The sequence below is a fragment of the Eubacterium sp. OM08-24 genome (assembly GCF_003438075.1).
In the GTDB taxonomy this organism is placed as follows: Bacteria; Bacillota; Clostridia; order Oscillospirales; family Acutalibacteraceae; genus Ruminococcoides.
In genome coordinates this window covers 390,209-414,666 of sequence record NZ_QSTA01000001.1, presented here as the reverse complement: position 1 = coordinate 414,666, position 24,458 = coordinate 390,209, and the positions used below count along the sequence as shown (strand labels likewise).

Sequence of the window (24,458 nt, the reverse complement as noted above, 5' to 3'; positions counted from 1 at the left end):
TTTTTAATATTTATACAAGTATTATACAGATTTGTACCAATTGCCGTTGTATTCGGGAGTGGTGCCGACAATTATGTTTTGTGCTATTTCAAAATCGGTGGAAAATGTCATATTTCCCGAGTAGTCAAGAGATGTTGTCATAATTTTTGATGTAAGAATGAGACGGATATGGTGAATTGTCTGATTAATTCCCGCCGATTCAAAGGTGCTTACGATTTCAGAGGAAAAACTCCCCGTAAGGTTAAACGATACATTTACCATCGGCCCGTAGTTTGAAAGCACGGTAATATCAGTGAAAGAACCGAGCGGTATGTCGATTTCCACATCGTATATTTTTGCAATTTCCTGCTGTACGCTTAGCATTATATCCGCCTTAAGCTCATTGATTTTAAACGAATCGGTTGTTATTGCCTGTACTTTGCCGTCTTTGGAATATTGTATTTTTGCTAAATCGTCATAGTTATAATTAAAACTTCTTATACTGCTGTTTACAGCCTCGCAAACAGAGTTTACGGAGATAATTTCCGCCTGTATTCTGATGTATTCGCATTTAAATTCCGCAAGCTGTTGTTCACAGAAAACTATAATTAAAACGAGCACTAAAACTATCGACAAAAGAACACATTTAAGCTTTTTAAATTTTATCTTCTTTCTTTTGTAAAAAAGCAAAAAAACACCCCTCGATATTCTATACGAGAGGTGTAAATTTTGTTAATATTATTCTTCCGAAGAATTACAATTGCTGCTGCAACCCTCGCAGTCAGCCGGGTCACACTCTTCGCCGTCAAAGATGTCAGAGAAGTCAAACTCAAGAAGTTCACCGCAGTTAGGGCACTCAATTTCGCCCTCAAGGAGAACATCCTCGGATACATTAAGCTTTTGACCGCATGAATCGCAAGTCACTTCATAAAAAACATCATCTTCGTTTTCTTCGTCATCTTCATCGTCATCATAATCAAAGTCATCATCTTCGCCGTAAAGCTCTGTTTCAGCCTCTGCAAGATCCTGGTCAATCTCATCAACCTGAGCCGAAAGCTCGTCATAGAGGTCTTCCATATCTGTTACAGAATATGACATATCGTCAAGAAGATCGATAATTGCATTCATAACCTTGATTTCAGGCTTTGACTCGTCAAGATTCAAACCCTCGCAAAGTCCGCGAATATAAGCAATTTTTTCTGTTAAATTCATAATAATTCCTCCGCAAAGCGATTAAGCTCTGCCCATATACTCACCGGTTCTTGTGTCGATCTGGATTGTTTCGCCCTCGTCAATAAAGAGAGGAACCTTAATCTCAGCACCTGTTTCAAGAGTAGCAGGCTTTGTAGCATTTGTAGCTGTATCACCCTTAAAGCCGGGATCGGTCTTTGTAACCTTAAGCTCTACAAAGTTAGGCGGCTCTACACCGAATACGCTGCCCTTGTAAGAAAGAACCTTACAAACCATATTCTCTTTAACGAACTTAAAGTTGTCGCCGAGAACGCTCTTGTTAATCGGGATCTGCTCCCATGTTTCTGTATCCATAAAGTAATAAAGATCACCGTCTGAATAGCTGTACTCCATATCCTTTCTGTCAATAAATGCAGTAGGATATTTATCGTTAGGGTTAAAAGTCTTTTCAACAACCGCACCTGTAATAACATTTCTGATCTTTGTTCTTACGAAAGCGGCACCCTTACCTGGCTTTACATGCTGGAATTCGATGATTGATACAACCTGACCATCCATTTCAAATGTAACGCCGTTTCTGAAATCACCTGCTGATATCATAAGTAATACCTCCTAAAATATACATAATTACAGCAAAATAATCCTTGCCATTATGTGTCATATGCTATTATACATAAAAAATAAACAAATTGCAAGCATTTTAAAGAATTATTAGTTCTTTTGGCAAAGATACAAAGTTATTATATCCTTTTTCGGTGACATAAAGCATATCTTCAATTCTTACACCGAACTTCTTTGGCAGGTAAATTCCGGGTTCGTCGGTAATTACCATACCCTCTTCAAGGATTATTTCTCCCCTCGGAGAAACATTTGGCAGCTCGTGAATTTCAAGTCCTACGCCGTGACCCGTTGAATGACCGAAACACTCTCCGTAGCCTGCCTCTGTTATAATATCTCTTGCAATTTTATCAATTTCAGAGCAGGTTTTTCCTGCCTTAACTTCTTTAAGCACTGCAAGCTGTGCCTGCAAAACAATGTTGTAAATTTCTCTTTGCTCATCTGTTGCAAAATTAACCGCAACGGTTCTTGTCGTGTCGGAGTGATAGCCGTCATAAACCGCACCAAAATCCATAGTGAAAAAATCACCTGATTTGATTATATCATCACTCGGTACGCCGTGTGGCAACGAAGTTTTACTGCCTGTGATTGTTATTAAATCAAAAGAAACTCTTTCCGCACCGTACTGCTTCATCAGATATTCAAATTCAACAGCAATCTTTCTTTCGCTTACACCCGGCTTAATGTAATTTAAAACTTCATTATATGCCTTTTCGGCAATCTGTTGAGCCTTTAAAATTTTGTCAAACTCAGATTTATCTTTAATAATTCTGATGTTTGAAACAGCCTTATCAAGCGCACTGTCACAGTAAAATTCAATTCCCTTTTCGGCAAAATGCTCTTTGTACAAATCATTTTCCGCAACGGTAAATGTATCTGCCTCTGCAACAATTTTTGTGACACATTCTTTTTTAAGAATTTCGCTTATATCCGCAATCAGCTTTTTAAAGCAAATTACTTCACAGCCGACTGCGAATTTCTGTGCCGCCTCAAAGTATCTGAAATCCACAAGCAAATATGCTTTGTCACTTGTCAGTAAAAATACACCCTCGCTGTGATGAAAGCCGCTGAAATATCCGACATTGATTTCATTTTTTATTAAAACTGCGGTGTCGGGTGATTTTATAAAAGCTCTTAACTTTTCTGTTCTCAAGCTGTTCATTACTTCATCAAGTCCTTTAAAGCTGTAATTGCAAGGAAGTAGCTGCTTTTGCCAAAGCCTGCAATCTGTCCTGCGCATACAGGTGCAATTACAGATGTGTGTCTGAATTCTTCCCTTGCGTGGATATTTGACATATGCACCTCGACAAACGGAATCTTTACACAAGCAATAGCATCTCTTAATGCATAGCTATAATGTGTAAGAGCGCCCGCATTTATAACAACGCCGTCAAAATTACCTCTTGCTGCGTGAATTTTGTCAATCAAGTCACCCTCATGGTTTGACTGATAAATCTCAACAGAAAAGCCCTGCTCATCTGCAAAAGACTTAATCTGCTCTGAAATACTCTGAGCGGTTTCTTCGCCGTAAATACCTTTTTCTCTCACGCCCACCATATTAAGGTTGGGGCCTAACATAACAAGAATTTTTTTCATTTTTATTCACCAAATTTCCTGATAAAATGACAAAAAGCGGACAGTAAAAACTGTCCGCTTATTTTGATTACCTGAATTTGCGCTTACGAGCTGCTTCGGACTTCTTTTTACGCTTTACAGAAGGCTTTTCATAAGCCTCTCTCTTGCGCACCTCAGCAATAACGCCAGCTCTTGCACACTGCTTTTTGAATCTTCTTAAAGCACTCTCAAGAGATTCGTTATCCTTAAGTCTGATTTCTGCCATCTATCTTCCCTCCCATCTGCCATTTGGCATGGGTAATTTGCATATGTTGCATTTGATATTATACAATAAACGATTCATATTGTCAATAGAAATGTAGAAATTTAGGGAAAATTATGTAAATTTATAAATAAAGTAAAAATTATGGCTTAACTACAAGGTTTACAAGCTTATTGGGAACATAAATTTCTTTGATGATATTCATATTCTCTATTGCTTTAGCCACATTAGCGTCTGCCTTAGCCATTTCAAGAACAGCGTTCTTTTCTGACTCAACAGGAATGTTAAGCTTTGTTTTAATTTTACCGTTTACCTGAACAACAATTTCTATTGTTTCGTCTTTGCACTTAGCCTCGTCATACTCCGGCCATTTCTGTTCAGCAACAATACCTTCGCCGAGCTTGCACATTTCAAACACTTCTTCTGTAATGTGCGGAGCAAACGGATTCAAAAGGATTGTAAAGATTTTAAGTTCTTCCTTAGTGATTGCGCCTGTTGCTGTAATGTCATTGATAAGAGCCATAAGTGTTGCGATTGCAGTATTGAACTTGATGTTCTCAATGTCATCGCCAACTTTTTTGATTGCCTTATGGAAAGCTGACTCAAGCTCAGGACGAATACCGTCTGTATCATTAAGAATAGTCTGAAGATTATAATAACGCTCAATAAATCTGCGGCAGCCTCTGATGCTTGACTGACTCCATGGAGCGGCCTTTTCAAAGTCACCGATGAACATTTCATAAAGACGAAGTGTGTCTGCGCCGTACTCGTCAACAATTTCGTCAGGATTAACTACATTGCCTCTTGACTTACTCATCTTCTCGCCGTTTTCGCCGAGAATCATACCGTGTGATGTTCTCTTAGCGTATGGCTCAGGAGTATTTACAACGCCGATGTCATAGAGGAACTTATGCCAGAAACGGCTGTAAAGCAAGTGGAGTGTTGTGTGCTCCATACCGCCGTTGTACCAATCAACAGGTGACCAATACTTGATAGCCTCTTTTGATGCAAGCGCCTTGTCGTTGTGCGGATCCATATATCTTAAGAAATACCATGATGAACCTGCCCACTGTGGCATTGTATCGGTTTCACGCATTGCCTTGCCGCCGCAGCATGGGCAAGTTGTTTCAAGCCAGTCTGTCATTTTAGCAAGCGGTGATTCGCCGTTATCTGTCGGCTCATATGATTCTACCATAGGAAGTCTGAGTGGGAGTTCACTTTCGTCAATCGGAACATAACCGCACTTGTCGCAGTGAACAATCGGGATTGGCTCGCCCCAATAACGCTGACGAGAGAATACCCAGTCACGAAGTTTGTAGTTTACCTTTGAGTGACCTTTGCCCTCCGACTCAAGCCAAGAAATAATCTTCTTTTTGGCCTCGTCAACAGTAAGACCGTCAAGTATACCCGAATTAACCATAATGCCTGTTGCGCAGTCGGTATAAGCCTCCTCCTGCACATTGCCGCCCTTTACTACCTCAATTATAGGGAGGTCAAACTTCTTTGCAAATTCCCAGTCACGAGTATCGTGAGCAGGAACAGCCATAATAGCGCCTGTACCGTATGATACAAGTACATAGTCCGAAATAAAGATAGGAATTTCTTTGTTATTAACAGGGTTAATAGCCTTAACGCCCTCAACAAGAACACCTGTTTTGTCCTTGGCAACCTCTGTTCTTTCAAAGTCAGACTTTCTTGCAGCCGCAGCCTGATATTCACGGATAGCGTCAATATTAGAGAGCTTGTCTGCCCACTTTTCAATGAGAGGGTGTTCCGGAGAAATTACCATATATGTTGCACCGTAAAGAGTATCTGCTCTTGTGGTGTAAATTGTGAGTGTATCGCCTGTGGTTGTCTTAAAATCAACCTCTGCACCTGTACTTCTGCCGATCCAGTTCTTCTGCTGTGCCTTTACTCTTTCAGGATAATCTACAAGGTCAAGGTCGTTGATAAGTCTGTCTGCGTAAGCTGTAATCTTAAGCATCCACTGTGACTTAACCTTATGAATTACCTCACTGCCGCAGCGCTCGCAAACGCCGTTTACAACTTCTTCGTTTGCAAGGACGCACTTACATGAAGTACACCAGTTTACATTCATCTCTTTTTTGTATGCAAGACCATGCTTGAAAAGCTGAATAAAAATCCACTGTGTCCACTTGTAGTAGTCGGGGTCGGTAGTATTAATTTCTCTGCTCCAGTCAAAAGAAATACCAAGTGACTGAATCTGCTTTTTAAAGCGAGCAATGTTCTGCTTTGTTACGATTTCAGGGTGAATATGGTTTTTGATAGCATAGTTTTCTGTCGGTAAACCAAATGCGTCCCAGCCGATTGGATAAAGCACATTGTAGCCCTGAAGTCTGCGCTTTCTTGCTACTGTGTCAAGCGCTGTATACGGTCTTGGATGACCTACATGAAGTCCCTGTCCCGATGGATAAGGGAACTCGATAAGAGCATAGAATTTTTCTTTATCAGAGTTGTCCTCTGCGTGGAAAACGCCCTTTTCTTCCCAAATTTTTTGCCATTTGCCTTCAACAGGCTTATGATTATATTTCAAAATTGAGTCCTCCTCAAGATTTATTAGTCAACAATGTTTGAAATGTCAATTTCCTTGCCGTCCTGCCAGAGTCTTTCAAGGTCATAAAACTCCCTTGCCTCATCTGAGAATATGTGAACGATAACATCGACATAGTCAAGCAAAATCCATGAATTTGAACGGTAACCCTCAATGTGGCTTACAGAAATGCCTGCCTCGTCAAGCTGATACTCAACCTCGTCTGCAATAGCTTTTACATGAGTTGAGCTTGTACCTGTTGCAATTACCATATAATCTGCAAGCGAAGAAATATCGCCAATTTCGATTAACTTAATGTTAAGACCTTTTTTACTGCTTATAGCCTTAGCTGTCAGAATTGATTGTTCGTAAGAATTCATTTGGCTGTTCCTTTCGTAGAATAATTTATTACAATTTCGTTGTAACAGGCAAGGGCGTCAGGGTGAATTATCATTGCCCTCTTAGACAAGTCTTTTAAAGTAAACTGCAAACCGTAAAGCATAGCGTTTTCAAGAGCTTTGTCTGCCTTTTTGCGCATTGTTTTTACGCCGTTATAATCTCTTTCGGCAGAAGTAAAATCTGCAATAAAAATAATTTTCTCAAGCAAAGACATACCTGCCCTGCCTGTGGTATGGTATCTTACGGCATTTAAAATATCTTCGTCTGTAATATTAAGTACATCTCTTATATACACACTGCCGCTTATGCCATGCCATAGCTTTGAAGAATTTTTCTGCACATTATCTAAAATTATACCACCATCTGTCATAATTTGCAACTGTTCTTCTTTAGGTGTTTCTTTGGTAATGTCATGCAGTATGCCTGCAACGGCTGCTTTTTCGGTATCCACACCGTATTTTTTTGCAAGTCTTACCGCCTCTTTAGACACATTTACGCTATGAGTATAGCGGTAATCGCTCATTCTTGATTTTATAATTTTCTTGTAATCGTCCAAATTCATAAAATCACACCCTGTATAAATTATTTTCCTTAATATAATTGTAAACCCTGCTGTCAATCAAGCTTTGCAAAGCCGATTGATTATCTATATTATCACGAATATAAGTTGACGAAACCGTTAAAACCGAATCTTTAAGCACGATAGCCTTTGCACCCATTTTTTTCAGAACATTCTCGTAATGATTTGAAAGCTGAGATACGCTGTCCTTATCTCTCGGAATAGCAATTACAGTCGCAAGCTCAAATATAATTTCGGGATTTTTCCAATTTTGCATTGATAAAAACATATCCGCCCCCACAATAAAAAAGAACTCATCATTTTTATTTTGCGATTTTAACAGCTCAAGGGTACGGTAGGTGTAGCTTTTACCCTCTAATTTTATTTCAAAATCAGATACCTCTGCATACGGAAGATTTAAACACGCAAGCCTGCACATATTGAGCCTATGCTCGCAGGAAACAAGGTTTGTGCTTTCTTTATGCGGCGGCACAAAAGTAGGCATTAAAATCACCTTGTCAAGTTCAGCCCCCTTATGGCTGTATTCTGCCATTTGAATATGTCCGTTGTGAATCGGGTTAAATGTTCCGCCAAGTATTCCTATTCTGCTCATTTTCTTCTGTTTTTAGGAAGTACAATTTTAGGCTCGTCTTCATTTTCCTTATAAAGAACAAACTTTGAACCGATAACCTGCACAACTTCCGCACAGCATTTTTCTGCAATAAGCTCGGCAGCCTCCCTTGAGGAATAGCCGCTGTTCTCAAGCACCTTGCCTTTTATAAGCTCTCTTGCCTTGAGCGCATCGTCAGCCTGTTTAACAATGTTGTCTGTAATTTCACCCTTACCAATCATAAGGATAGTTTCAATAGGATTTGCAAGACCACGAAGGTATGCACGCTGTTTACTTGTGAGCATTTAGCTGCTCCTTTCCAATATATAATTATTTATTTTCAAATTTCTTTTTCAGTTCAGCCTGTAACTTGCGTAAAGCAATTCCTCTGTGGCTGATTTTGTCTTTTTCTTCGGCTGTAAGTTCGGCAAAACTTTTTCCGTCGCAGTCAAAAATCGGATCATAGCCGAAACCGCCGTTACCGTTAGGTTTATGAGAAATTGTACCGTTGCACACACCGTCAACCTCTATTTTCTCATCATCAGATAAAATACAGCAGATTGCCGAGGTAAAATGCGCTGTTCTTTTTTCATCGGGAACATTCTGCATTTCTTCAAGCAATTTTAAGTATTTTTCCTCATCGGTAGCGTTTTCTCCGCAATATCTCGCAGAATACACCCCCGGTCTGCCGTCAAGCGCATCAACAGATAAACCCGAATCATCTGCAATGGCAGGCATACCTGTTGCTTTAAATGCGGCATTTGCCTTGATAAAAGCATTTTCGGCAAAGGTTGTGCCTGTTTCCTCAACTTCGCCGAGGTTTACACCTGCCTCTTTTGCGGAAACCGCATCTATACCGAGCGGTTTTAAAATCCTTTCAAGCTCTTTCAACTTTTTTGCGTTGTTGGTTGCAATAATAAACTTCATACCGCACCTCTTAGTTCTGTGCAAAAAGTGCCTTTGCAAAATCTTCTGCATCAAAAGGCTGTAAATCGTCTATCTGCTCACCCACGCCAATGTATTTAACAGGAATACCGAGTCCCTCTTTGATTGCAAGGACAACACCGCCCTTGGCTGTACCGTCAAGTTTTGTAAGAACAATACCTGTAATGCCTGTTGCAAGGCTGAACTGCTCAGCCTGATTAACGGCATTTTGCCCTGTGGTTGCATCAAGAACAAGTAATTTTTCCTTTGCGGCATCAGGCAATTCTCTGTCAATAATTCTGTTAATTTTGGCAAGCTCATCCATAAGATGCTTTTTGTTATGAAGTCTGCCGGCAGTGTCGCAAATAATAACATCTGCGTGTCTTGCCTTTGCCGCAGAAATAGCGTCAAAAATTACGGCGGCAGGATCGCTGCCCTCGTTCTGCTTTATAATTTCACAATGACTTCTGTCAGCCCAAATTTCAAGCTGTTCAATAGCGGCGGCTCTGAAAGTATCACCTGCCGCAAGTATAACCTTTTTGCCCTGCTTTGTGAGGTTATTTGCAAGCTTGCCTATTGTTGTGGTTTTGCCGACACCGTTTACACCAATAACAAGGATAATTGACGGTGTGGTTGAAATATCAAGTTCTTCGCCGCCTCTGAGCATATCGGCAACTGTTTCTTCAAGAAGTCTGTGGATTTCATTAGGGTTTTTAATACCCTCTTTTTTTACTTTCTTTTTAAGCTCCTCGCAAATTTTTTCAGCAGTTGGTACACCAACATCACCCATTACGAGCAATTCTTCAAGCTCTTCAAAAAGCTCATCGTCAATCTTGGTAAAAGATTTGAGCATTGAGTCAATCTGTCCGACAACCGCATCTCTTGTCTTTTTTAAACCTTCTTTAATTTTATTAAAAAAGCCCATAAAATCATCCCTTCATTAGTTAGCCTTGATACCCAGTTTTTCGGCAATCTCTGTTGAGCGCAGTTCAAGAAGTTTAGATACACCCTCGTCCTGCATTGTTACACCGTACAGTACATCTGCCTCTTCCATTGTGCCTCGTCTGTGAGTGATACAAATAAACTGTGTAGTGTGGGTTAAGTTTCTCATATAGTTTGCAAAGCGGTCAACATTTACATCATCAAGTGCTGCCTCAATCTCGTCCATTACGCAGAACGGCGCAGGTCTTACTTTCATAATTGCAAAGTAAAGTGCAATAGCAACAAGTGCCTTTTCACCGCCCGACAAAGCGTCAAGATGAACAACGATTTTTCCCGGTGGGTGCACCACAATGTCGATACCACTGTTTAAAATATCCTCCGGTTCAGACAATGAAAGTGAAGCCGTACCGCCGCCGAACAATTCTTTAAAAGTAAATGTAAAGTTCTTGTTGATTTCTTCAAAGCTCTCTACAAAAACCTCTTTCATCTGCTTGGTAAGGTCTGTGATAAGTCGCTCAATCTCACGCTTTGACTTCTCAACATCATTCACCTGAGTGCTCATAAATTCGTACCGTTCGGATACTTCCTTATATTCCTCAATAGCAGATACATTTACATTTCCGAGATTTTTAATTTTCTGCTTTAATTCGTTAAGCCTTTTCTGAGCTGCATTGGAGTCGGGAATTTCAATAGCCTGTTCCTCTGCCTCTCGCTTTGTAAGCTCATATTCTTCCCAAAGTTTGGAAATAATATTATCGTACTGATTTTGCAAGTTGATTTTTCTTTCCTCAAGTCTTGAAAGCTCTCTGCCCGACACTTCTCTTTCAGAGGTTTTGTCACGCTCAAGCGCTCTTAATTCAACACTTCTCTTTTCGTAAGAATCTTTTTCAGAATTAATGCCTGCAATTTTTTCGTTGTATTCTGCAATCCTCGCAGATTTTTCTTTAATCTGAGCCTCAAGCTCATCTATATTGGTTTGGATAACGGCATTTTTATTTTTGTAGTCCTCAATCTGTGCATTAAGCTCCTTTTTTCTTTCATCAAAATTATTTGATGAATTTTCGGCAAAGGTAATCTCTGAATTGAGTGCGTCAATATCCTTTTGCGCTGTTACAATTTCAAGTCGCACATTCTGTAATTGAGATGCAATTTCTTCTCGCTCCTCAATCATTTTGGCACGACTGCCCGTAATGCTGTTTACCTTTTCTTCTGCCTCAGAAATTCTGCGGTTAAGCTGTGCCAGCTGTTCGCCTGCATTTTTTCTGTCCTCTGATAGGATATTTACTTTATTTGTATATTCTTCAATCTGTTTATCAAAATTTTGCAAAGCAAGTTTTGAGTTTGAAAGCTCGTTTTCACACGCTCTGCTTTCGGCTTCCATTCTTGCAAGGCTTTGTTTCTTGTTTGAAAGGTCGGCTCTTGTACCGAGGAGTTCCGCCTCAACAGCCGCATAATCCTGCGCCGCCTCATTGCACATTTTTTGCGCCTGTGCGCACTTTTCATCAATAGCCTTTGTTTGCTCTTTTAAATCTTTAATCTCACTTGCACGACTTAATAAGCCTGTATTTCTGTTAAGCGAACCACCTGTGAGCGAACCGCCTGCATTTACAACCTGACCGTCAAGTGTAACGATTTTAAAGCGATAAGAATATTTTTTGGCTATCTCGGTAGCAGAGTTAAGATTATCCGCAATAACAATTTTTCCGAGCAAAGAAGATAAAATATTTTTAAATTTATTGTCGCAGCTGCAAAGGTCGCTTGCAATACCGATAAAGCCGTAATTAGATTCGAGTCCGTTTTCTCTGAGCTCTCTTGATTTTATTGTATTTAAAGGCAAGAAAGTTGCTCGACCGCCGTCTGAAGATTTCAGATAGGAAATAGCGGATTTTGCGTCATTTTCTGTTTCTACAACTATATTCTGCATTGCTGCGCCGAGTGCGGTTTCAATAGCAACACCGTACTTTTGCGGTACTGAAATTACTCGTGAAACAGGGCCGCACACACCCTTTAGCCTGCCGCTTTTAGAGGCATTGACTACCACCTTAACGCTCTTTGAAAAGCCTTCAAGGTTGCGTTCGAGATTTTCAAGGAAGTTGATTTTTCTTATATGCTCCTTGCTGTCAAGCAAAAGTCTGTCGCTTTCAGCCTTGTAGCTGTCACGCTTGTGTGCTTTTGACTGCAATTTAAGTTCAAGTCCCTGAATTGAATTTGTAATTGATGTAATTTCTTCCCGCAGATTTGTAAGATTTGTTGTGTATTCTTCGGAAATTTCTTCAAGCTCGTGTACTCTTGCAATTCCGTCTTTGTTTGCGGTTGTAAGGCTTTCGATTCTTTCTTCAAGGTCGGAAATCGAACTTTCCGCCGTCATATCAATTACCCTTGCATCGGCAGACTTCGTTGTAAGCATAGAAAGCTCGGAAGTAAGCTGTTGCAGTTTGTCGCCGCTCTTGCCAGTATCAAGGTTGATAACATTCAGCTTTTCGGAAAGTGCGGTATATTCTTTCTGCTTTTCAATTATTTTTGTGTCAAGTTCAGCGATTTCCTCGTTCTTTTCCGCAATTTGAGTAGAAATAAGCTGTGAATTTTGCTGTGCGTTTTGGATTTCGTTTTCAACACGCTTTATGTTTTCTTCGTTATGAAGAATATCGTTCTTTGAAACCGAAAGCTGTGAACGCATATCGGAAATGAGTGCGTCAAGCTCTGAAATCAGGTGTCTTACTTCGTCGGATTTTACGGCAAGCTGTCCGTTTTTTAGATATATTTCTTCCGACTCTTTTTGAATCTGCTCGAGCATTTTTTCGGCGTCATCATATTGTGCGTGAGCAATGGCGATTTTTTCGTCCTGTGTTTTAAGCGCCGCCTGACTTTTGTCAAGGGTAAGCAACCAAAGCGCTATTTCAAGTCCACGCTTTTCTTCGGAGTATTTTAAAAATTCCTGTGCTTTTTCCGATTGCCTTTTAAGAGGACCGACACGCTCTTCGAGTTCTGTCACGATGTCACGCAGTCTTAAAAGGTTTTCCTCCGTGCTTTTCAGTTTTCGCTCCGCATCTGTTTTTCTGTAACGATAGCGTGAAATACCTGCCGCCTCTTCAAAAATTTCTCGTCTGTCCTCGCCTTTGGAAGATACAATGCTGTCGATTTTACCCTGTCCTATCATAGAGTAACCGTCACGGCCAAGACCTGTATCCATAAAAAGCTCGTTAATGTCTTTTAGTCTGACCTGTGCTTTGTTAATGAGATATTCGCTCTCACCGCTTCGATAATAACGGCGAGTAATTGAAATTTCATCGCCGTCAAAGGCAAGCACTCTGTCTTTGTTTTCTATGTTAAGCGAAACTTCGGCATAGCCGAGTTTTTTTCTTTTGTCGGTTCCGTTAAAAACAACATCTTCCATCTTTGAACAGCGCAAGCTCTTTGGAGATTGCTCGCCGAGCACCCAACGGATAGCGTCACTGATGTTGCTTTTGCCTGAGCCGTTCGGACCTACAACAGCGGTAATGCCCTGCTCAAAAGATAATTTAGTTTTATCAGGAAAGGTTTTAAAGCCTTGAATTTCAAGTGATTTTAATCGCATTTATTACCTCTGTTTTATGTAGATTTCGTATTCGTCAAGACTTTGGTCTGTCTTGATTTTCAGCTTGTAACCCATATTGTTAAGTCTGATTATGTTTGATTTATTCTGTCCCGCAAGTTTTGAAACCGAATGAGGATTTACATATGCCTCAAAAAAATCAACCTCTTTGTCGGGATAATTTTTAATCAGTTTAGTTATTTTATCAAAAAAGATTTTGTTTTCGCAAAGTTCTTTAAATGCAGGGTGATAATTATTGCCGAGGCTGTTATTTTCAAGACTTTCGGAATAATGAAGTCCGAGCCTTATAATACGGATGTTTTCGCTTTTAAATTTTAAAATGAGCTTTGAGCAAAGTTCAACCGATTGCTTAAGTGTGTAAGGAATAAACTTTTTACTGTTATAAAGATTTGCAAGTTCGGTATCCTGCATAATAACAGTCGGATATATCCTTACAGTATCCGGTCTGAGCTTTATAAATTCATCGGCAGTATAAATGTCTTTATAAAAATCAGAACCGTACAGTCCCGTCATCATCTGCAGTCCGAGTGATATGCCGTAATTTTTTATAATGCGGCAGGCATTTCTTACATCATCCGCCGTATGTCCTCTTTCATTGAGTTTAAGCACTTCATCATCCATAGATTGAGCGCCGAGTTCAATTGAAGTTACTTTATAGCTTTTCAAAAGACTTACAATTTCATCGTCAATGCAGTCGGGACGGGTAGATAACCGAATACCTTTAAAGCGGTTGATAAACGGCTTGGTCGCATCTAAAAGTTCGAGCATATATTCTCTGTCAATTGCTGTAAAACTGCCGCCGAAAAATGCAATCTCCGCCTCTTTGGTATTTTCTTTTAAAGAATCTACGGCGATTTTTACGGCATTTGTCACATCATCGGCATTTGGCTGATACGCTTGCCCCACAATGTTTCTTTGATTACAGAAAGTGCATTTGTGAGGGCATCCGTTGTGCGGTATAAAAAGCGCCACATTAGAATGTTTAATAACCCATCAACTCCAGTGCCTCTCTTGCGGCCTGCTGTTCAGCCTCTTTTTTGCTTTTTCCGCCGCCCTTGCCGATTACATTGCTGTTTAGATGAACTTCAACTACAAAATGTTTGTTGTGGTCAGGGCCTGATTCAGCAACAAGTACATACTCAAGCATTTCGCCGGGGTTTTTCTGAATAATCTCCTGTAAAGTGGTTTTGTAATCGTTTACAGGTCTTTTCTTTGATGCCTTAATCGCAGGAATTACAAAGTTCAAGATATGCTTTGCCGCAGGTTCAATGCCGCCGTCAATGTAAATAGCCGCAATAAGCGCCTCAAATGCATCAGAAAGAATTGACGGGCGCTCTGCGCCGCCGTTGTGGCGCTCTCCCTTGCTGAGAATAAGGTACTTACCAAGTCCGAGCTGTTTTGCAAAAACAAAAAGGCTCTTTTCACATACAAGTGATGCTCTCAGCTTAGTAAGCTCACCCTCTGGCAATTCAGGACAATTTTTAAATATATAATCCGACACAACGATAGATAAAACTGCGTCACCCAAAAACTCAAGTCTTTCGTTGTATTTTATATGCTTTGATTTGTGTTCGTTTGCATACGAGGAATGAGTCAGTGCCTCCTCAAGCAAGCTGATATTTTTAAATTTATATCCGATTTTATTTTCAAGCTCCTGCACTTAAATCAATCCTCCGAATTAATAACCTTTGAAATTTCACCGATTGCATCAGCAAGAACATAATCTCTTGAAAGTCTGATTGCATTTTTTACAGTAACCGCCTTAGCACTTCCATGTGCCTTAAATACAGGCTTTGACGCACCTAATACAGGCGCACCGCCATATGTGTTATGGTCGAGCTTTTTCTTGAGCTTTTTCATATCGCCAAGCACAAGTGATGCGGAAAGCTTGCCTTTTAAACTGCCTGTAAATACATTCTTGATTTCCTGCATTACAACCATTGCAACGCCCTCATAGGTTTTTAATATAAGGTTGCCTGTAAAACCGTCACACACTACTACATCGCAAACGCCCTGCGGAATATCTCTGCCCTCAACATTGCCGATGAAATTCAAATTACTCTCTTTAAGCAGTTTATATGTAGTCTGATAAAGTTCGTTTCCCTTGTGATCTTCTGTTCCTACATTGGCAAGACCAACTCGTGGATTTTCAATCTTCATAACCTTATTCATATAAATTGAACCCATAATAGCAAACTGAACAAGCATTTCGGGGCGACAGTCTACATTTGCGCCGCCGTCAACAAGCATAAAGAAACCATTTGCAGACGGCATAACAGGCGAAAACGCAGGTCTTTTAATACCCTTAATTCTCTTTACACCAAGGGTAGCGCCCATACATAGCGCACCGCTGTTTCCTGCAGAAACAAACGCATCGCCCTCACCGCTTTTGAGCAGATTAAATCCGACTGCCATAGAACTGTCTTTCTTGGTTTTCAAAACAGCGTCGGCATGGTCGTCCATTGTAATAACTTCTGTGCAGTGGTGAATCTCTATTCTGTCAAGTGATATATTATTATCGCTTGCAACCTTTATAATTTTGCCCTCGTCACCTGTGAGAATAATTGACAAATCGTCAAATTCAGCAACAGACTGCGCACACCCCTTTATTATTTCAAGCGGTGCGTTATCTCCTCCAAAGGCATCTACTATAATCTTCATTTTTACACCTCAATATTCTTATGCGCAAGATATTCTTCAAGGCTCTTAAGCGCTCTGTCGGAATATGCTTTTCCTCGCTCCTGCTTGTCACGAGGACGATTTTCCAAAGTTGGTAACACACCGAAGTTTGCACCCATAGGCTGGAACTTCTCAACATATTTGTCAGATATATATCCTGCCAATGCGCCTATCATTGTGTCGGTCGGCAAAATAAGCGGCTCTTGCTCTTTTAATCTTCTTACTGCATTAATGCCTGCAAGTATTCCCGATGCCGCAGATTCCATATAACCCTCTACACCTGTGAGCTGACCTGCAAAGAATAAAGTATTATTCTCTCGCAATGAGAAATCGGCATTAAGCAATTTCGGCGAATTTATAAATGTATTTCTGTGCATTACACCGTAGCGATAAAACTCCGCTTTATACAGAGCAGGAATAAGCGAAAACACTCTTTTTTGTTCACCAAATTTCAGGTTTGTTTGAAATCCGACAAGGTTATACATAGTACCCTCGCAATTCTCTTTTCTAAGCTGAAGAACTGCCCAAGGTCTGTGCCCTGTTTTAGGATTTACAAGACCGACAGGTTTCATCGGGCCAAAGCGCAGGGTGTTTTCACCTCTCTGAGCCATTACCTCAACCGGCATACAACCCTCATAAACTTTTGGATTGTTAACATCAAAGCTGTGCAGCGGCGCCCTCTCAGCTGTTACAAGTGCCTGATAAAAGGTTTCGTACTCCTCTTTATTCATCGGGCAGTTTATATAATCGTCGCCACTGCCTTTATCGTATCTTGATGCATAGAAAGCATAATCCATATCAATGCTTTCTGCACTCACAATAGGAGCGGCTGCATCAAAAAATGAAAGCGAAGTACCGAACCTCTCTCTGATTTTTTCAGCAAGATTATCCGAAGTAAGCGGCCCTGTGGCGATAATTGTTATCGCATCATCAGGAATATCGGTAATTTCTTCTTCAAAAACCGTTATGTTCTCATCGGTTCTTATCCCGTCTGTAACAAGTTTAGAAAAAATATCTCTGTCAACCGCAAGAGCACCTCCGGCAGGCACTTGGCATTTGTCTGCGCATTTCATAAGAAAAGAATCAAGTCTGCGCATTTCCTCTTTTAAAAGTCCTGCGGCGCTCTCTGTTCGCATTGCCTTTAAGGAATTTGAGCACACAAGCTCGCCAAACAAATTGGAATGGTGAGCCGGTGTTTTTTTCTTTGGTTTCATTTCGTAAAGGTGAACTTTTATTCCCTGCGCAGAAATCTGTTTTGCCGCCTCACAACCTGCAAGACCTGCACCTATTACATTGATATAGTCTTTTTCCAAAGAATTCACCTTTCCTTTACAGTATCCTAATTATTCGCCGTCTTTCTCGACAAACTCTTTTTCAAATCCACAACCCTCGGTTGCGCAATACAGCTTTGGCTTTTTGCCCTTTTTCTTAAAGAGAATACCGCCGCACTGCGGACATCTCTCGTTAACAGGTTCGTTCCAGCTTACAAAATCGCAATCGGGATAATTTGAACAGCCGTAGAACACACGCTTTTTCTTTGTGTGCTTTACAATGACATCTCCGTTACACTTAGGGCACTTAACACCTGTTTTCTCAACAAACTTGAGTACATTCTTACATTCAGGATAACCGGGGCAGGCAATAAACTTACCGTATCTGCCAACCTTTACCACCATTTGTCTGCCGCATTTATCGCAGATAATATCTGTTTGGTCTTCCTTGAGCTGGAGCTTAACACCCTCCATCTCTTCCTTTGCTTTTTTGAGAGTTTTATCAAAATCAGAGTAGAACTCATCAAGCAGTTCCACCCATTCCTCTTTGCCATGCTCAACCTCGTCAAGATTTTCTTCCATCTGTGCCGTAAACTTGTAATTTACAATCTTAGGGAAACGCTCTTTCATAAGGTTTGTCATAACCTCGCCAAGCTCTGTCGGATACAAAGTCTTTGCCTCACGCTTAACATACTCTCGGCTTGTAATTGTAGTAATAGTTGCCGCATAGGTTGACGGTCTGCCGATTCCGTACTCCTCAAGCGCCTTGATAAGTGATGCCTCTGTGTATCGTGCAGGCGGCTGAGTAAAGTGCTGATTCTTTTTAAGCTCCTTGCATTTTACAGGCATATCCTTTTCAAGCGGTGGGAGTTGAGTAGACTTTTCTTCCTCTGTATCCTTGCTCTCAACATAAAGAGTAGTAAAGCCTTCAAAATCAACATAGTAACCCGATGCTTTAAAGATATATTCCTTAGCTGAAATTTCAGCCTGTGTTGTTTTTTGAATACAGTCCGACATCTGAGATGCCATAAATCTGTTCCAAATAAGGTTATATAGCTTAAACTGGTCAGAAGTAAGGCTTGCCTTTACATCTTCCGGCGCAAGGCTCGGCATTGACGGTCTTATAGCCTCGTGACCGTCCTGTGCGTTGCTCTTGGTTTTAAATACTCGTGGCTTTGCCGGCAGGAACTTTTCACCAAATCTGTTTAAAATATACTGTGCTGCCTCTTCCTTGGCAATATCTGATATTCTCAAAGAGTCGGTTCTCATATAGGTGATAAGACCTGTTGCGCCCATTCCCTCAATGTCAACACCTTCGTAAAGCTCCTGAGCAACTTTCATTGTTCGTCTTGACTGAAAGCCGAGCTTTCTTGATGCCTCCTGCTGTAAGGTTGAAGTAATAAAAGGCGGTGCAGGAGTTTTTCTTCTTGTGCCATGCTTTACCTTAGTAATCATATACTCAGCATCGGCAAGGTCTTGCTCAATCTTTTCTGCCTGTTCCTGATTTTCAATCTTAATTTTGCCGTTTGCGTCTGAATAAAGCGACGCAGAAAAAGACTTTCTGCTACCCTTTGGAATAAACTTTGCATCAATAGTCCAGTATTCTTCAGGCTTAAATTTTCTGATTTCTTCTTCCCTGTCTACAATAATTCTTACCGCAACAGACTGTACTCTGCCTGCCGAAAGTCCTCGTCTGATTTTCTGAGAAATAAAAGGACTTAGCTTGTAACCGACAAGTCTGTCGAGAATACGCCTTGCCTGCTGAGCGTTTACAAGGTCAATATTTATAGAACGAGGATGAGCCATACCGTTTGTTACGCCGTTTTTGGTAATCTCGTTAAATTCAACTCTGTTATTGTCATCAAGCGGCAAACCGAGAATATAAGCAAGGTGCCACGAAATAGCCTCTCCCTCTCTATCAGGGTCAGTTGCAAGGTAAATTTTGTCGCTTTTTTCGGCAAGGTCTTTAAGCTCCTCAACCAGCTTTTCTTTGCCTTTGATAATTTCATATTTTGGTGCAAATTTTTTCTTTATATCAACGCTGAGTCGAGCCTTTGGCAAATCCCTAACATGTCCCATTGATGCAATTACCTCGTAATTACCGCCGAGATATTTTTTGATTGTCTTTGCCTTAGCCGGTGACTCAACAATTACTAAATCTGACATTTACTGCCTCCGTTTATTTTAATATATACCGTCTGCCCTGTATTGCCTTTACATAGCCTTTTATTTCAAGCTGAGTAAGGGCTGTGAGCACTTTAAAAACAGGTATATTAAGTTCACTTACTATTTTATCTATATGAACAGGCTCGTTGCTGATTTGGCAATATACATTTATCGCTGTATCAGACAAACCAGATGCTTTCAAATCTGAAATATTTTTCTGCACATTTTCTTGTTTGTCTTCCGGTTTTTTCGCAGACTGTGCATTTTCCTTATGCTGTGCAGATTTACTGTTATTATTGCTTGCAGACTTTTCGTTCTTCTTTTCCGATACATCTGCTTTAACAGCTTTTGTTGTTTTACTTTTAGCTGTATTCTTATTATTAGTCGGCTTTTTGCCCTTTACAGGTACTGCCTCAAGATCTGAAAAACTAATATCGTCAAAATCAAGTTTTTCATCTTCTACATACAAACCTCTGTTGCTGTTAAACTCACTGAGTATATCCATAAAATCAGTAACAGGGTGAGCAAGTCCTTCTTTTATAAGCTTATTAGACCCCTCATTTTGAGGACTGTTGTTGCCAAGCAAAGCAAACACCTCTTTGCCCTGGTCGATAGCCATTCTTGCCGTAATAAGAGATCCGCTCTTAATGCCTGCCTCCATAACTACAAGACCGTCCGAAAGCGCCGAAATAATTCTGTTTCGTGCAGGAAAATTATAACGCAAAGGCGGCTCATCGGGCGGATATTCGGATATAACCGCACCACTCTGAGCAATAGCTTTTCTCATACCCTCGTTTTCGGTAAGATATTTATAATTAATACCGCAGCCAAGCACACAAACTGTAATTCCGTTAGCAGACAGCGCTCCTCTGTGAGATGCACAGTCAACACCAAGTGCACCGCCGCTTACAATAATAACGCTGTACTTTGCAAGCGCATATGCAAATTTAAAGGAATTATCTGTACCGTATCTTGTAGCTCGTCTTGTTCCAACAATAGAAATGCTAAGACGATCATCAAACTCAGGCAACTGTCCGTTTATATAAATAACGGCAGGCGGAGTATCAATGTTTATCAGTCTTTGTGGGTAATGCTCGTCATCAATCGCAATTACAGAATAATTAAGCTCACTGCATTTTTTAATAATATCATCTGCAACTGAAATTTTCGTATTGTTCAGTTTTTTCATCTCATTAGGCGTAAAAATACCGCAGTGTTTCCACTCTTTTTCTCCGCCTGAAAAGAAATCGGCAATATCAGAATAAAGTTCAGAAATTCTCTTTACCTTTATACTATTATAGCCAAGTGATTGTGAAATCCATATCCAGTAACGAGCATTTTCAGAAATCATTTCATCATTTCCCACATTAGTATTGCAGCAGCAACAGACGCATTGAGTGATTCAGCCTTGCCCTCCATATGTATGGTGATTTTATTTTGGCAGGCTTGCTCTGTTTCTGCTTTTATTCCGTTGCCCTCATTGCCCACGACAACTACGCAAGGAATTTTAAACTTTACATCTGTCAGACTGTCGGCTTTGCTGTTTACAACGGCGGCATACGAATTTAACTGCGGATTTTTTTCAAGGAAATCCTTTACAGTGCTTTCAATTATAAAAGGTATTCTAAATACCGCACCCATACTGCCTCTTACAACCTTTGGATTGTAAATATCGCAGCAGTCTGCCGAAAGTATAACTCCGCTTACATTAAAAGCCTCGGCAGAACGCAAAACAGTGCCAAGATTGCTTGGATCCTGCACATTATCAAGTGCAAGATATTTGCCATCACACTTTATTGTATCAAACTCATTGGTTTTGTCAAGTGTTTTTATAACCGAAAGAAAGCCCTGTGGCGATTGTGTATCACTCATAAGGGCAAAAATATTTTCGCTTACGCATATTGTAGACTGTGCATTCTGTTCAAGCAAGCTAAAGTCTTCGCTGTGTTTTTGCATAGCCTTTTCGGTTACAAATAGGGTTTGAATCTGTGCTCCGCTTCGTACGGCATCCATACAAATTCTGAGTCCCTCAGCCAAAAAAAGACCGCTTTTACGGCGTTCTTTAGCACTTGATTTTAGCTTTACAGCCTTTTTAATATTACTGTTATCTTTACTTGTAACAAATAACATCTTTTTTCTCCTAAAATAATTGCGTTTGGTGTTACCCAAACGCAATTACAGTTTAAAAATTAAGCGTTTTTAGCCTGCTCAACAAGAGCTGTAAAAGCCTTAGGATCAGCAATAGCAATCTCTGAAAGCATCTTACGGTTCAATGTAATGCCTGCCTTTTTAAGACCATTCATAAATGTTGAATAGTTTGTGCCGTTTGCCTTGCAAGCTGCAGAAATACGAGTAATCCAAAGACGACGGAAATCTCTCTTTCTCTGCTTACGGCCGATATATGCGTAGTTGCCTGACTTCATAACAGCCTGTTTAGCCATTTTGAAATGTCTTGATTTAGAACCCCAGTAGCCCTTGGCAAGCTTTAATACCTTTTTTCTTCTTTTGCGAGTCATCATCGCACCTTTTACACGTGCCATTATATATTACCTCCGATTATTATTTAAATAAAAAGCAGTACAAGCGAAAAATTATTTATATGGAATTAAACGCTTGATCTGAGCTACATTTGTCTTGTCTGTAACAGCAGTCTGGCGTAAACCTCTTTTACGCTTAGTTGTTTTCTTGTTAAGAATGTGGCTCTTGTTTGCGTGAGCACGGATTACATTACCGTTCTTAGAAAGTTTAAAACGCTTTTTAGCACCACTGTGAGTTTTAATTTTAGGCATAATAAATATCCTCCTTAGCTGTGATTACTTATTGGACTTTGGTGCAAGAAACATAAGCATATTGCGACCTTCGAGCTTTGCAGGCTTTTCTACTGAGGCAAACTCTGCACAAGCGTCAGCAAAGCGTTTCATCGTTTCAAGACCTATTTCAGGATGTCCCATTTCTCTTCCTCTAAAACGGATAGATACCTTAACCTTGTCACCATGCTTAATAAACTTTACAGCATTATTAAGTTTAGTATTAAAGTCGTGAGTATCAATATTTAAAGAAAGTCTAACTTCCTTAATATCAACAACATGCTGATTTTTTCTTGCTTCCTTTTCCCTTTTAGCCTGCTCAAAACGGTATTTGCCGTAGTCCATAATTTTACATACAGGCGGAACGCTCTGTGGAGCAATCTTAACAAGGTCAAGATTTTTCTGCTCTGCAAGTGCAAGAGCTTCCTTTGCCGACATAATACCGAGCTGCTGTCCGTCTGAGCTGATTATTCTAAGCTCTTTATCACGGATTTCCTCGTTAATCTGAATATCTTTCTTGCTGATGGTTAAGCACCTCCAAAGTACCTTTCAAAAAAATAATGCGGACAGAAATACTCCGTCCGCATTGCAATACAAATAAACTATCAGGTTTAAGGTATTGACCCGTGCAGACGACACCCCACAGGTGAAAGCATTTCTGCTTTGCTTTATTGTTCCTACACATTATATAACTACTCACCTGAAAAGTCAAGTGATTTTTGATTATTTTTTCATTTCAGGAAAATATTTCTTGAAATATATACTCTACTATGATAATATTATACCATTGGAGTGATTTAAATGCAATATGTAAATTCAACGCCTTATCCACAATATGCGCAAGGCTATCAGCAAAGTCCTCAGCAATCTAAAAAAAATCTTGATATCAAAACCGTAAAAAAGAAATCAAGCGGATTGGGATTCTATATTTTGGCATATTTTATGACAATGTTTGTAATTGAGTTCATTATGATCTTTGCTCTCTCATTTTCTCTGATGATGAATATGGATGTAACAAACATTGACACCGAAACATTGATATATGAAGTCACAAAGCAGCTGACTTCAGGCCCAATTTTCTATTATTCGCAAATACTCGCCGCAACATCTTCGGCAGTAGTACCGGGACTTATATATTTGAAATTAAGCAAAACTCATATTTCCGAGTCATTGATAGTCAAGCCTGTTAAACCCACAATGCTTATAGCTCTCACGCTTATGGGAATGGGAGTTGCAATGGTATCCAATGTTGCGGCTGACCTTTTAAGTTCTAATTTTTCTTCAATCGGAATTGACTATAATCTTGATATGGACGCATCGTCCTCATCTGTGTTTGAAAATATTCTATATGTAATAGCGGTTGCGCTTACTCCTGCTTTTGCCGAAGAATTTGCTTTTCGCGGCATACTGATGGGAACTCTTAAGAAATACGGCAACTCTTTCGCTATTATTACTTCGGCTGTTATGTTTGGCGGAATGCACGGCAACATAATTCAGATTCCTTTTGCATTCATTCTCGGTCTTGTTTTTGCATATATCGACTGCAAGGCAAATTCAATTATTCCGTCAATCATCATTCATTTTGTAAATAATTTTTATTCTGTAATGATGGATATAATTCGAAGTCAGAGTATGCTTACCACACGCTCATTCTACATTTTATACTATTCTCTGTTTGTAGGTATGTTAGTGCTCGGAATCCTTGCTTTTCTATATATAATGAAAAAGGATAAAAACTTTCTCAGCATCAGCGATACCTCGCAATTAATTTCACTTTCACTTAAAGAAAAAGTAAAATGCTTTTTCTTTAATCCGGGTGTAATTACCATTGTTTCTATTTTTATTTTGGAAACCATATATACGGCAGTAATACTATGAGTAATTTTGATATAAAATATATGGAAAAAGCGCTCGAACTTGCTCGTGAGGCTTTTGAAGATGACGAAGTTCCCGTTGGTGCTGTTATTGTGCGAAACGATGAAATTGTTGCAACGGGCAGGAACAGACGAGAAAAAGAAAAAAACGCACTTCTTCACGCTGAAACAGATGCTATTAACAATGCCTGCAAGGCTCTCGGTGGCTGGCGGCTATGGAATTGTGAAATTTATGTAACGCTTGAGCCTTGCCCTATGTGTGCCGGCGCAATTATAAATGCACATATTCCGACGGTGTATTTTGGTGCATATGATTTTAAAAACGGCTCTTGCGGCACTATTACAAATCTTTTTGAAATGCCGTATAATTTCAAGCCAAATTACAAAGGCGGAATTATGCAGGAAGAATGTGCTGAGCTGTTAAAGAGCTTTTTTAAACGATTAAGATAAAACAAAGAA

General features: G+C 40.0%; 26 protein-coding genes. 2 read left to right on the top strand and 24 right to left on the bottom strand.

Features of this window, described 5'->3' with window-relative positions; genetic code table 11:
• Positions 1–21: 21 nt before the first annotated feature.
• The 24 genes from yunB to infC form a co-directional block, all read right to left on the bottom strand.
• A complete protein-coding gene (gene yunB / locus DXC23_RS02090) occupies positions 22–669 on the bottom strand; it encodes a sporulation protein YunB (RefSeq protein ID WP_117704549.1) in 648 nt (215 codons plus the stop codon).
• A gap of 48 nt (positions 670–717) precedes the next feature.
• Positions 718–1,191, bottom strand: a complete 474-nt coding sequence (locus DXC23_RS02085) for a CD1247 N-terminal domain-containing protein (RefSeq protein ID WP_117704548.1) — start codon at positions 1,189–1,191, stop codon at positions 718–720.
• A gap of 21 nt (positions 1,192–1,212) precedes the next feature.
• Entirely contained in the window at positions 1,213–1,770 is a 558-nt protein-coding gene (gene efp / locus DXC23_RS02080) for an elongation factor P (protein WP_117704547.1), read from the bottom strand.
• Positions 1,771–1,870: 100 nt separating this feature from the next.
• The gene (locus tag DXC23_RS02075; RefSeq protein WP_117704546.1) at positions 1,871–2,950 is read right to left on the bottom strand and encodes an aminopeptidase P family protein; all 1,080 of its coding nucleotides are present in this window, start codon (positions 2,948–2,950) and stop codon (positions 1,871–1,873) included.
• Positions 2,950–3,384 (bottom strand): type II 3-dehydroquinate dehydratase, encoded by a 435-nt coding sequence (gene aroQ, locus DXC23_RS02070; RefSeq protein ID WP_199523036.1) that lies wholly within the window; start codon positions 3,382–3,384, stop codon positions 2,950–2,952. The genes DXC23_RS02075 and aroQ overlap by 1 nt, the downstream gene beginning before the upstream one ends.
• A gap of 67 nt (positions 3,385–3,451) precedes the next feature.
• Positions 3,452–3,628 carry a 30S ribosomal protein S21 gene (gene rpsU / locus DXC23_RS02065; RefSeq protein WP_022234907.1) on the bottom strand — a complete coding sequence of 59 codons (177 nt, stop codon included), beginning with the start codon at positions 3,626–3,628 and terminating at the stop codon, positions 3,452–3,454.
• A 139-nt stretch (positions 3,629–3,767) separates the two neighbouring features.
• Positions 3,768–6,179, bottom strand: coding sequence for a leucine--tRNA ligase (leuS, locus tag DXC23_RS02060; protein ID WP_117704544.1), 2,412 nt, complete (start codon positions 6,177–6,179; stop codon positions 3,768–3,770).
• A 23-nt stretch (positions 6,180–6,202) separates the two neighbouring features.
• Positions 6,203–6,556, bottom strand: coding sequence for a ribosome silencing factor (gene rsfS, locus DXC23_RS02055; protein ID WP_117704543.1), 354 nt, complete (start codon positions 6,554–6,556; stop codon positions 6,203–6,205).
• Positions 6,553–7,137, bottom strand: a complete 585-nt coding sequence (gene yqeK, locus DXC23_RS02050; RefSeq protein WP_117704542.1) for a bis(5'-nucleosyl)-tetraphosphatase (symmetrical) YqeK — start codon at positions 7,135–7,137, stop codon at positions 6,553–6,555. Before yqeK ends, rsfS begins: the two co-directional genes overlap by 4 nt.
• Before the next feature lie 4 nt (positions 7,138–7,141).
• The gene (gene nadD, locus DXC23_RS02045) at positions 7,142–7,747 is read right to left on the bottom strand and encodes a nicotinate (nicotinamide) nucleotide adenylyltransferase (protein ID WP_117704541.1); all 606 of its coding nucleotides are present in this window, start codon (positions 7,745–7,747) and stop codon (positions 7,142–7,144) included.
• The gene (gene yhbY / locus DXC23_RS02040) at positions 7,744–8,049 is read right to left on the bottom strand and encodes a ribosome assembly RNA-binding protein YhbY (protein ID WP_117704540.1); all 306 of its coding nucleotides are present in this window, start codon (positions 8,047–8,049) and stop codon (positions 7,744–7,746) included. The genes nadD and yhbY overlap by 4 nt, the downstream gene beginning before the upstream one ends.
• Positions 8,050–8,074: 25 nt before the next feature.
• The gene (rdgB, locus tag DXC23_RS02035) at positions 8,075–8,671 is read right to left on the bottom strand and encodes an RdgB/HAM1 family non-canonical purine NTP pyrophosphatase (RefSeq protein ID WP_117704539.1); all 597 of its coding nucleotides are present in this window, start codon (positions 8,669–8,671) and stop codon (positions 8,075–8,077) included.
• A gap of 10 nt (positions 8,672–8,681) precedes the next feature.
• On the bottom strand, positions 8,682–9,593 hold the full coding sequence (gene ftsY / locus DXC23_RS02030) for a signal recognition particle-docking protein FtsY (RefSeq protein WP_117704538.1): 912 nt from the start codon (positions 9,591–9,593) through the stop codon (positions 8,682–8,684).
• Positions 9,594–9,608: 15 nt separating this feature from the next.
• Positions 9,609–13,184: a chromosome segregation protein SMC gene (gene smc / locus DXC23_RS02025; RefSeq protein ID WP_117704537.1), complete on the bottom strand. Its 3,576-nt coding sequence runs from the start codon at positions 13,182–13,184 to the stop codon at positions 9,609–9,611.
• A gap of 3 nt (positions 13,185–13,187) precedes the next feature.
• Entirely contained in the window at positions 13,188–14,174 is a 987-nt protein-coding gene (locus DXC23_RS02020) for a radical SAM protein (protein WP_158552401.1), read from the bottom strand.
• Positions 14,175–14,184: 10 nt separating this feature from the next.
• Positions 14,185–14,862 (bottom strand): ribonuclease III, encoded by a 678-nt coding sequence (gene rnc / locus DXC23_RS02015; RefSeq protein ID WP_117704535.1) that lies wholly within the window; start codon positions 14,860–14,862, stop codon positions 14,185–14,187.
• Positions 14,863–14,867: 5 nt separating this feature from the next.
• On the bottom strand, positions 14,868–15,863 hold the full coding sequence (plsX, locus tag DXC23_RS02010) for a phosphate acyltransferase PlsX (RefSeq protein WP_117704534.1): 996 nt from the start codon (positions 15,861–15,863) through the stop codon (positions 14,868–14,870).
• A gap of 2 nt (positions 15,864–15,865) precedes the next feature.
• Positions 15,866–17,194, bottom strand: a complete 1,329-nt coding sequence (gene trmFO / locus DXC23_RS02005; RefSeq protein WP_117704533.1) for a methylenetetrahydrofolate--tRNA-(uracil(54)-C(5))-methyltransferase (FADH(2)-oxidizing) TrmFO — start codon at positions 17,192–17,194, stop codon at positions 15,866–15,868.
• Positions 17,195–17,224: 30 nt separating this feature from the next.
• A complete protein-coding gene (topA, locus tag DXC23_RS02000; protein WP_117704532.1) occupies positions 17,225–19,318 on the bottom strand; it encodes a type I DNA topoisomerase in 2,094 nt (697 codons plus the stop codon).
• A 13-nt stretch (positions 19,319–19,331) separates the two neighbouring features.
• On the bottom strand, positions 19,332–20,669 hold the full coding sequence (gene dprA, locus DXC23_RS01995; RefSeq protein WP_117704531.1) for a DNA-processing protein DprA: 1,338 nt from the start codon (positions 20,667–20,669) through the stop codon (positions 19,332–19,334).
• A complete protein-coding gene (locus DXC23_RS01990) occupies positions 20,666–21,448 on the bottom strand; it encodes an RNA methyltransferase (protein WP_117704530.1) in 783 nt (260 codons plus the stop codon). Before DXC23_RS01990 ends, dprA begins: the two co-directional genes overlap by 4 nt.
• A gap of 59 nt (positions 21,449–21,507) precedes the next feature.
• Positions 21,508–21,858 (bottom strand): 50S ribosomal protein L20, encoded by a 351-nt coding sequence (gene rplT, locus DXC23_RS01985; RefSeq protein WP_022234891.1) that lies wholly within the window; start codon positions 21,856–21,858, stop codon positions 21,508–21,510.
• Between the two features lie 51 nt (positions 21,859–21,909).
• On the bottom strand, positions 21,910–22,107 hold the full coding sequence (gene rpmI / locus DXC23_RS01980) for a 50S ribosomal protein L35 (protein WP_022234890.1): 198 nt from the start codon (positions 22,105–22,107) through the stop codon (positions 21,910–21,912).
• A gap of 24 nt (positions 22,108–22,131) precedes the next feature.
• Positions 22,132–22,650 carry a translation initiation factor IF-3 gene (infC, locus tag DXC23_RS01975; RefSeq protein WP_117704529.1) on the bottom strand — a complete coding sequence of 173 codons (519 nt, stop codon included), beginning with the start codon at positions 22,648–22,650 and terminating at the stop codon, positions 22,132–22,134.
• Positions 22,651–22,926: 276 nt separating this feature from the next.
• Here infC and DXC23_RS01970 point away from each other — a divergent pair, with 276 nt between their 5' ends.
• Together DXC23_RS01970 and DXC23_RS01965 are read left to right on the top strand one after the other, a co-directional pair.
• A complete protein-coding gene (locus tag DXC23_RS01970; RefSeq protein WP_117704528.1) occupies positions 22,927–24,003 on the top strand; it encodes a type II CAAX endopeptidase family protein in 1,077 nt (358 codons plus the stop codon).
• On the top strand, positions 24,000–24,449 hold the full coding sequence (locus tag DXC23_RS01965; RefSeq protein WP_117704527.1) for a nucleoside deaminase: 450 nt from the start codon (positions 24,000–24,002) through the stop codon (positions 24,447–24,449). The genes DXC23_RS01970 and DXC23_RS01965 overlap by 4 nt, the downstream gene beginning before the upstream one ends.
• The last annotated feature ends 9 nt before the right edge of the window (positions 24,450–24,458 follow it).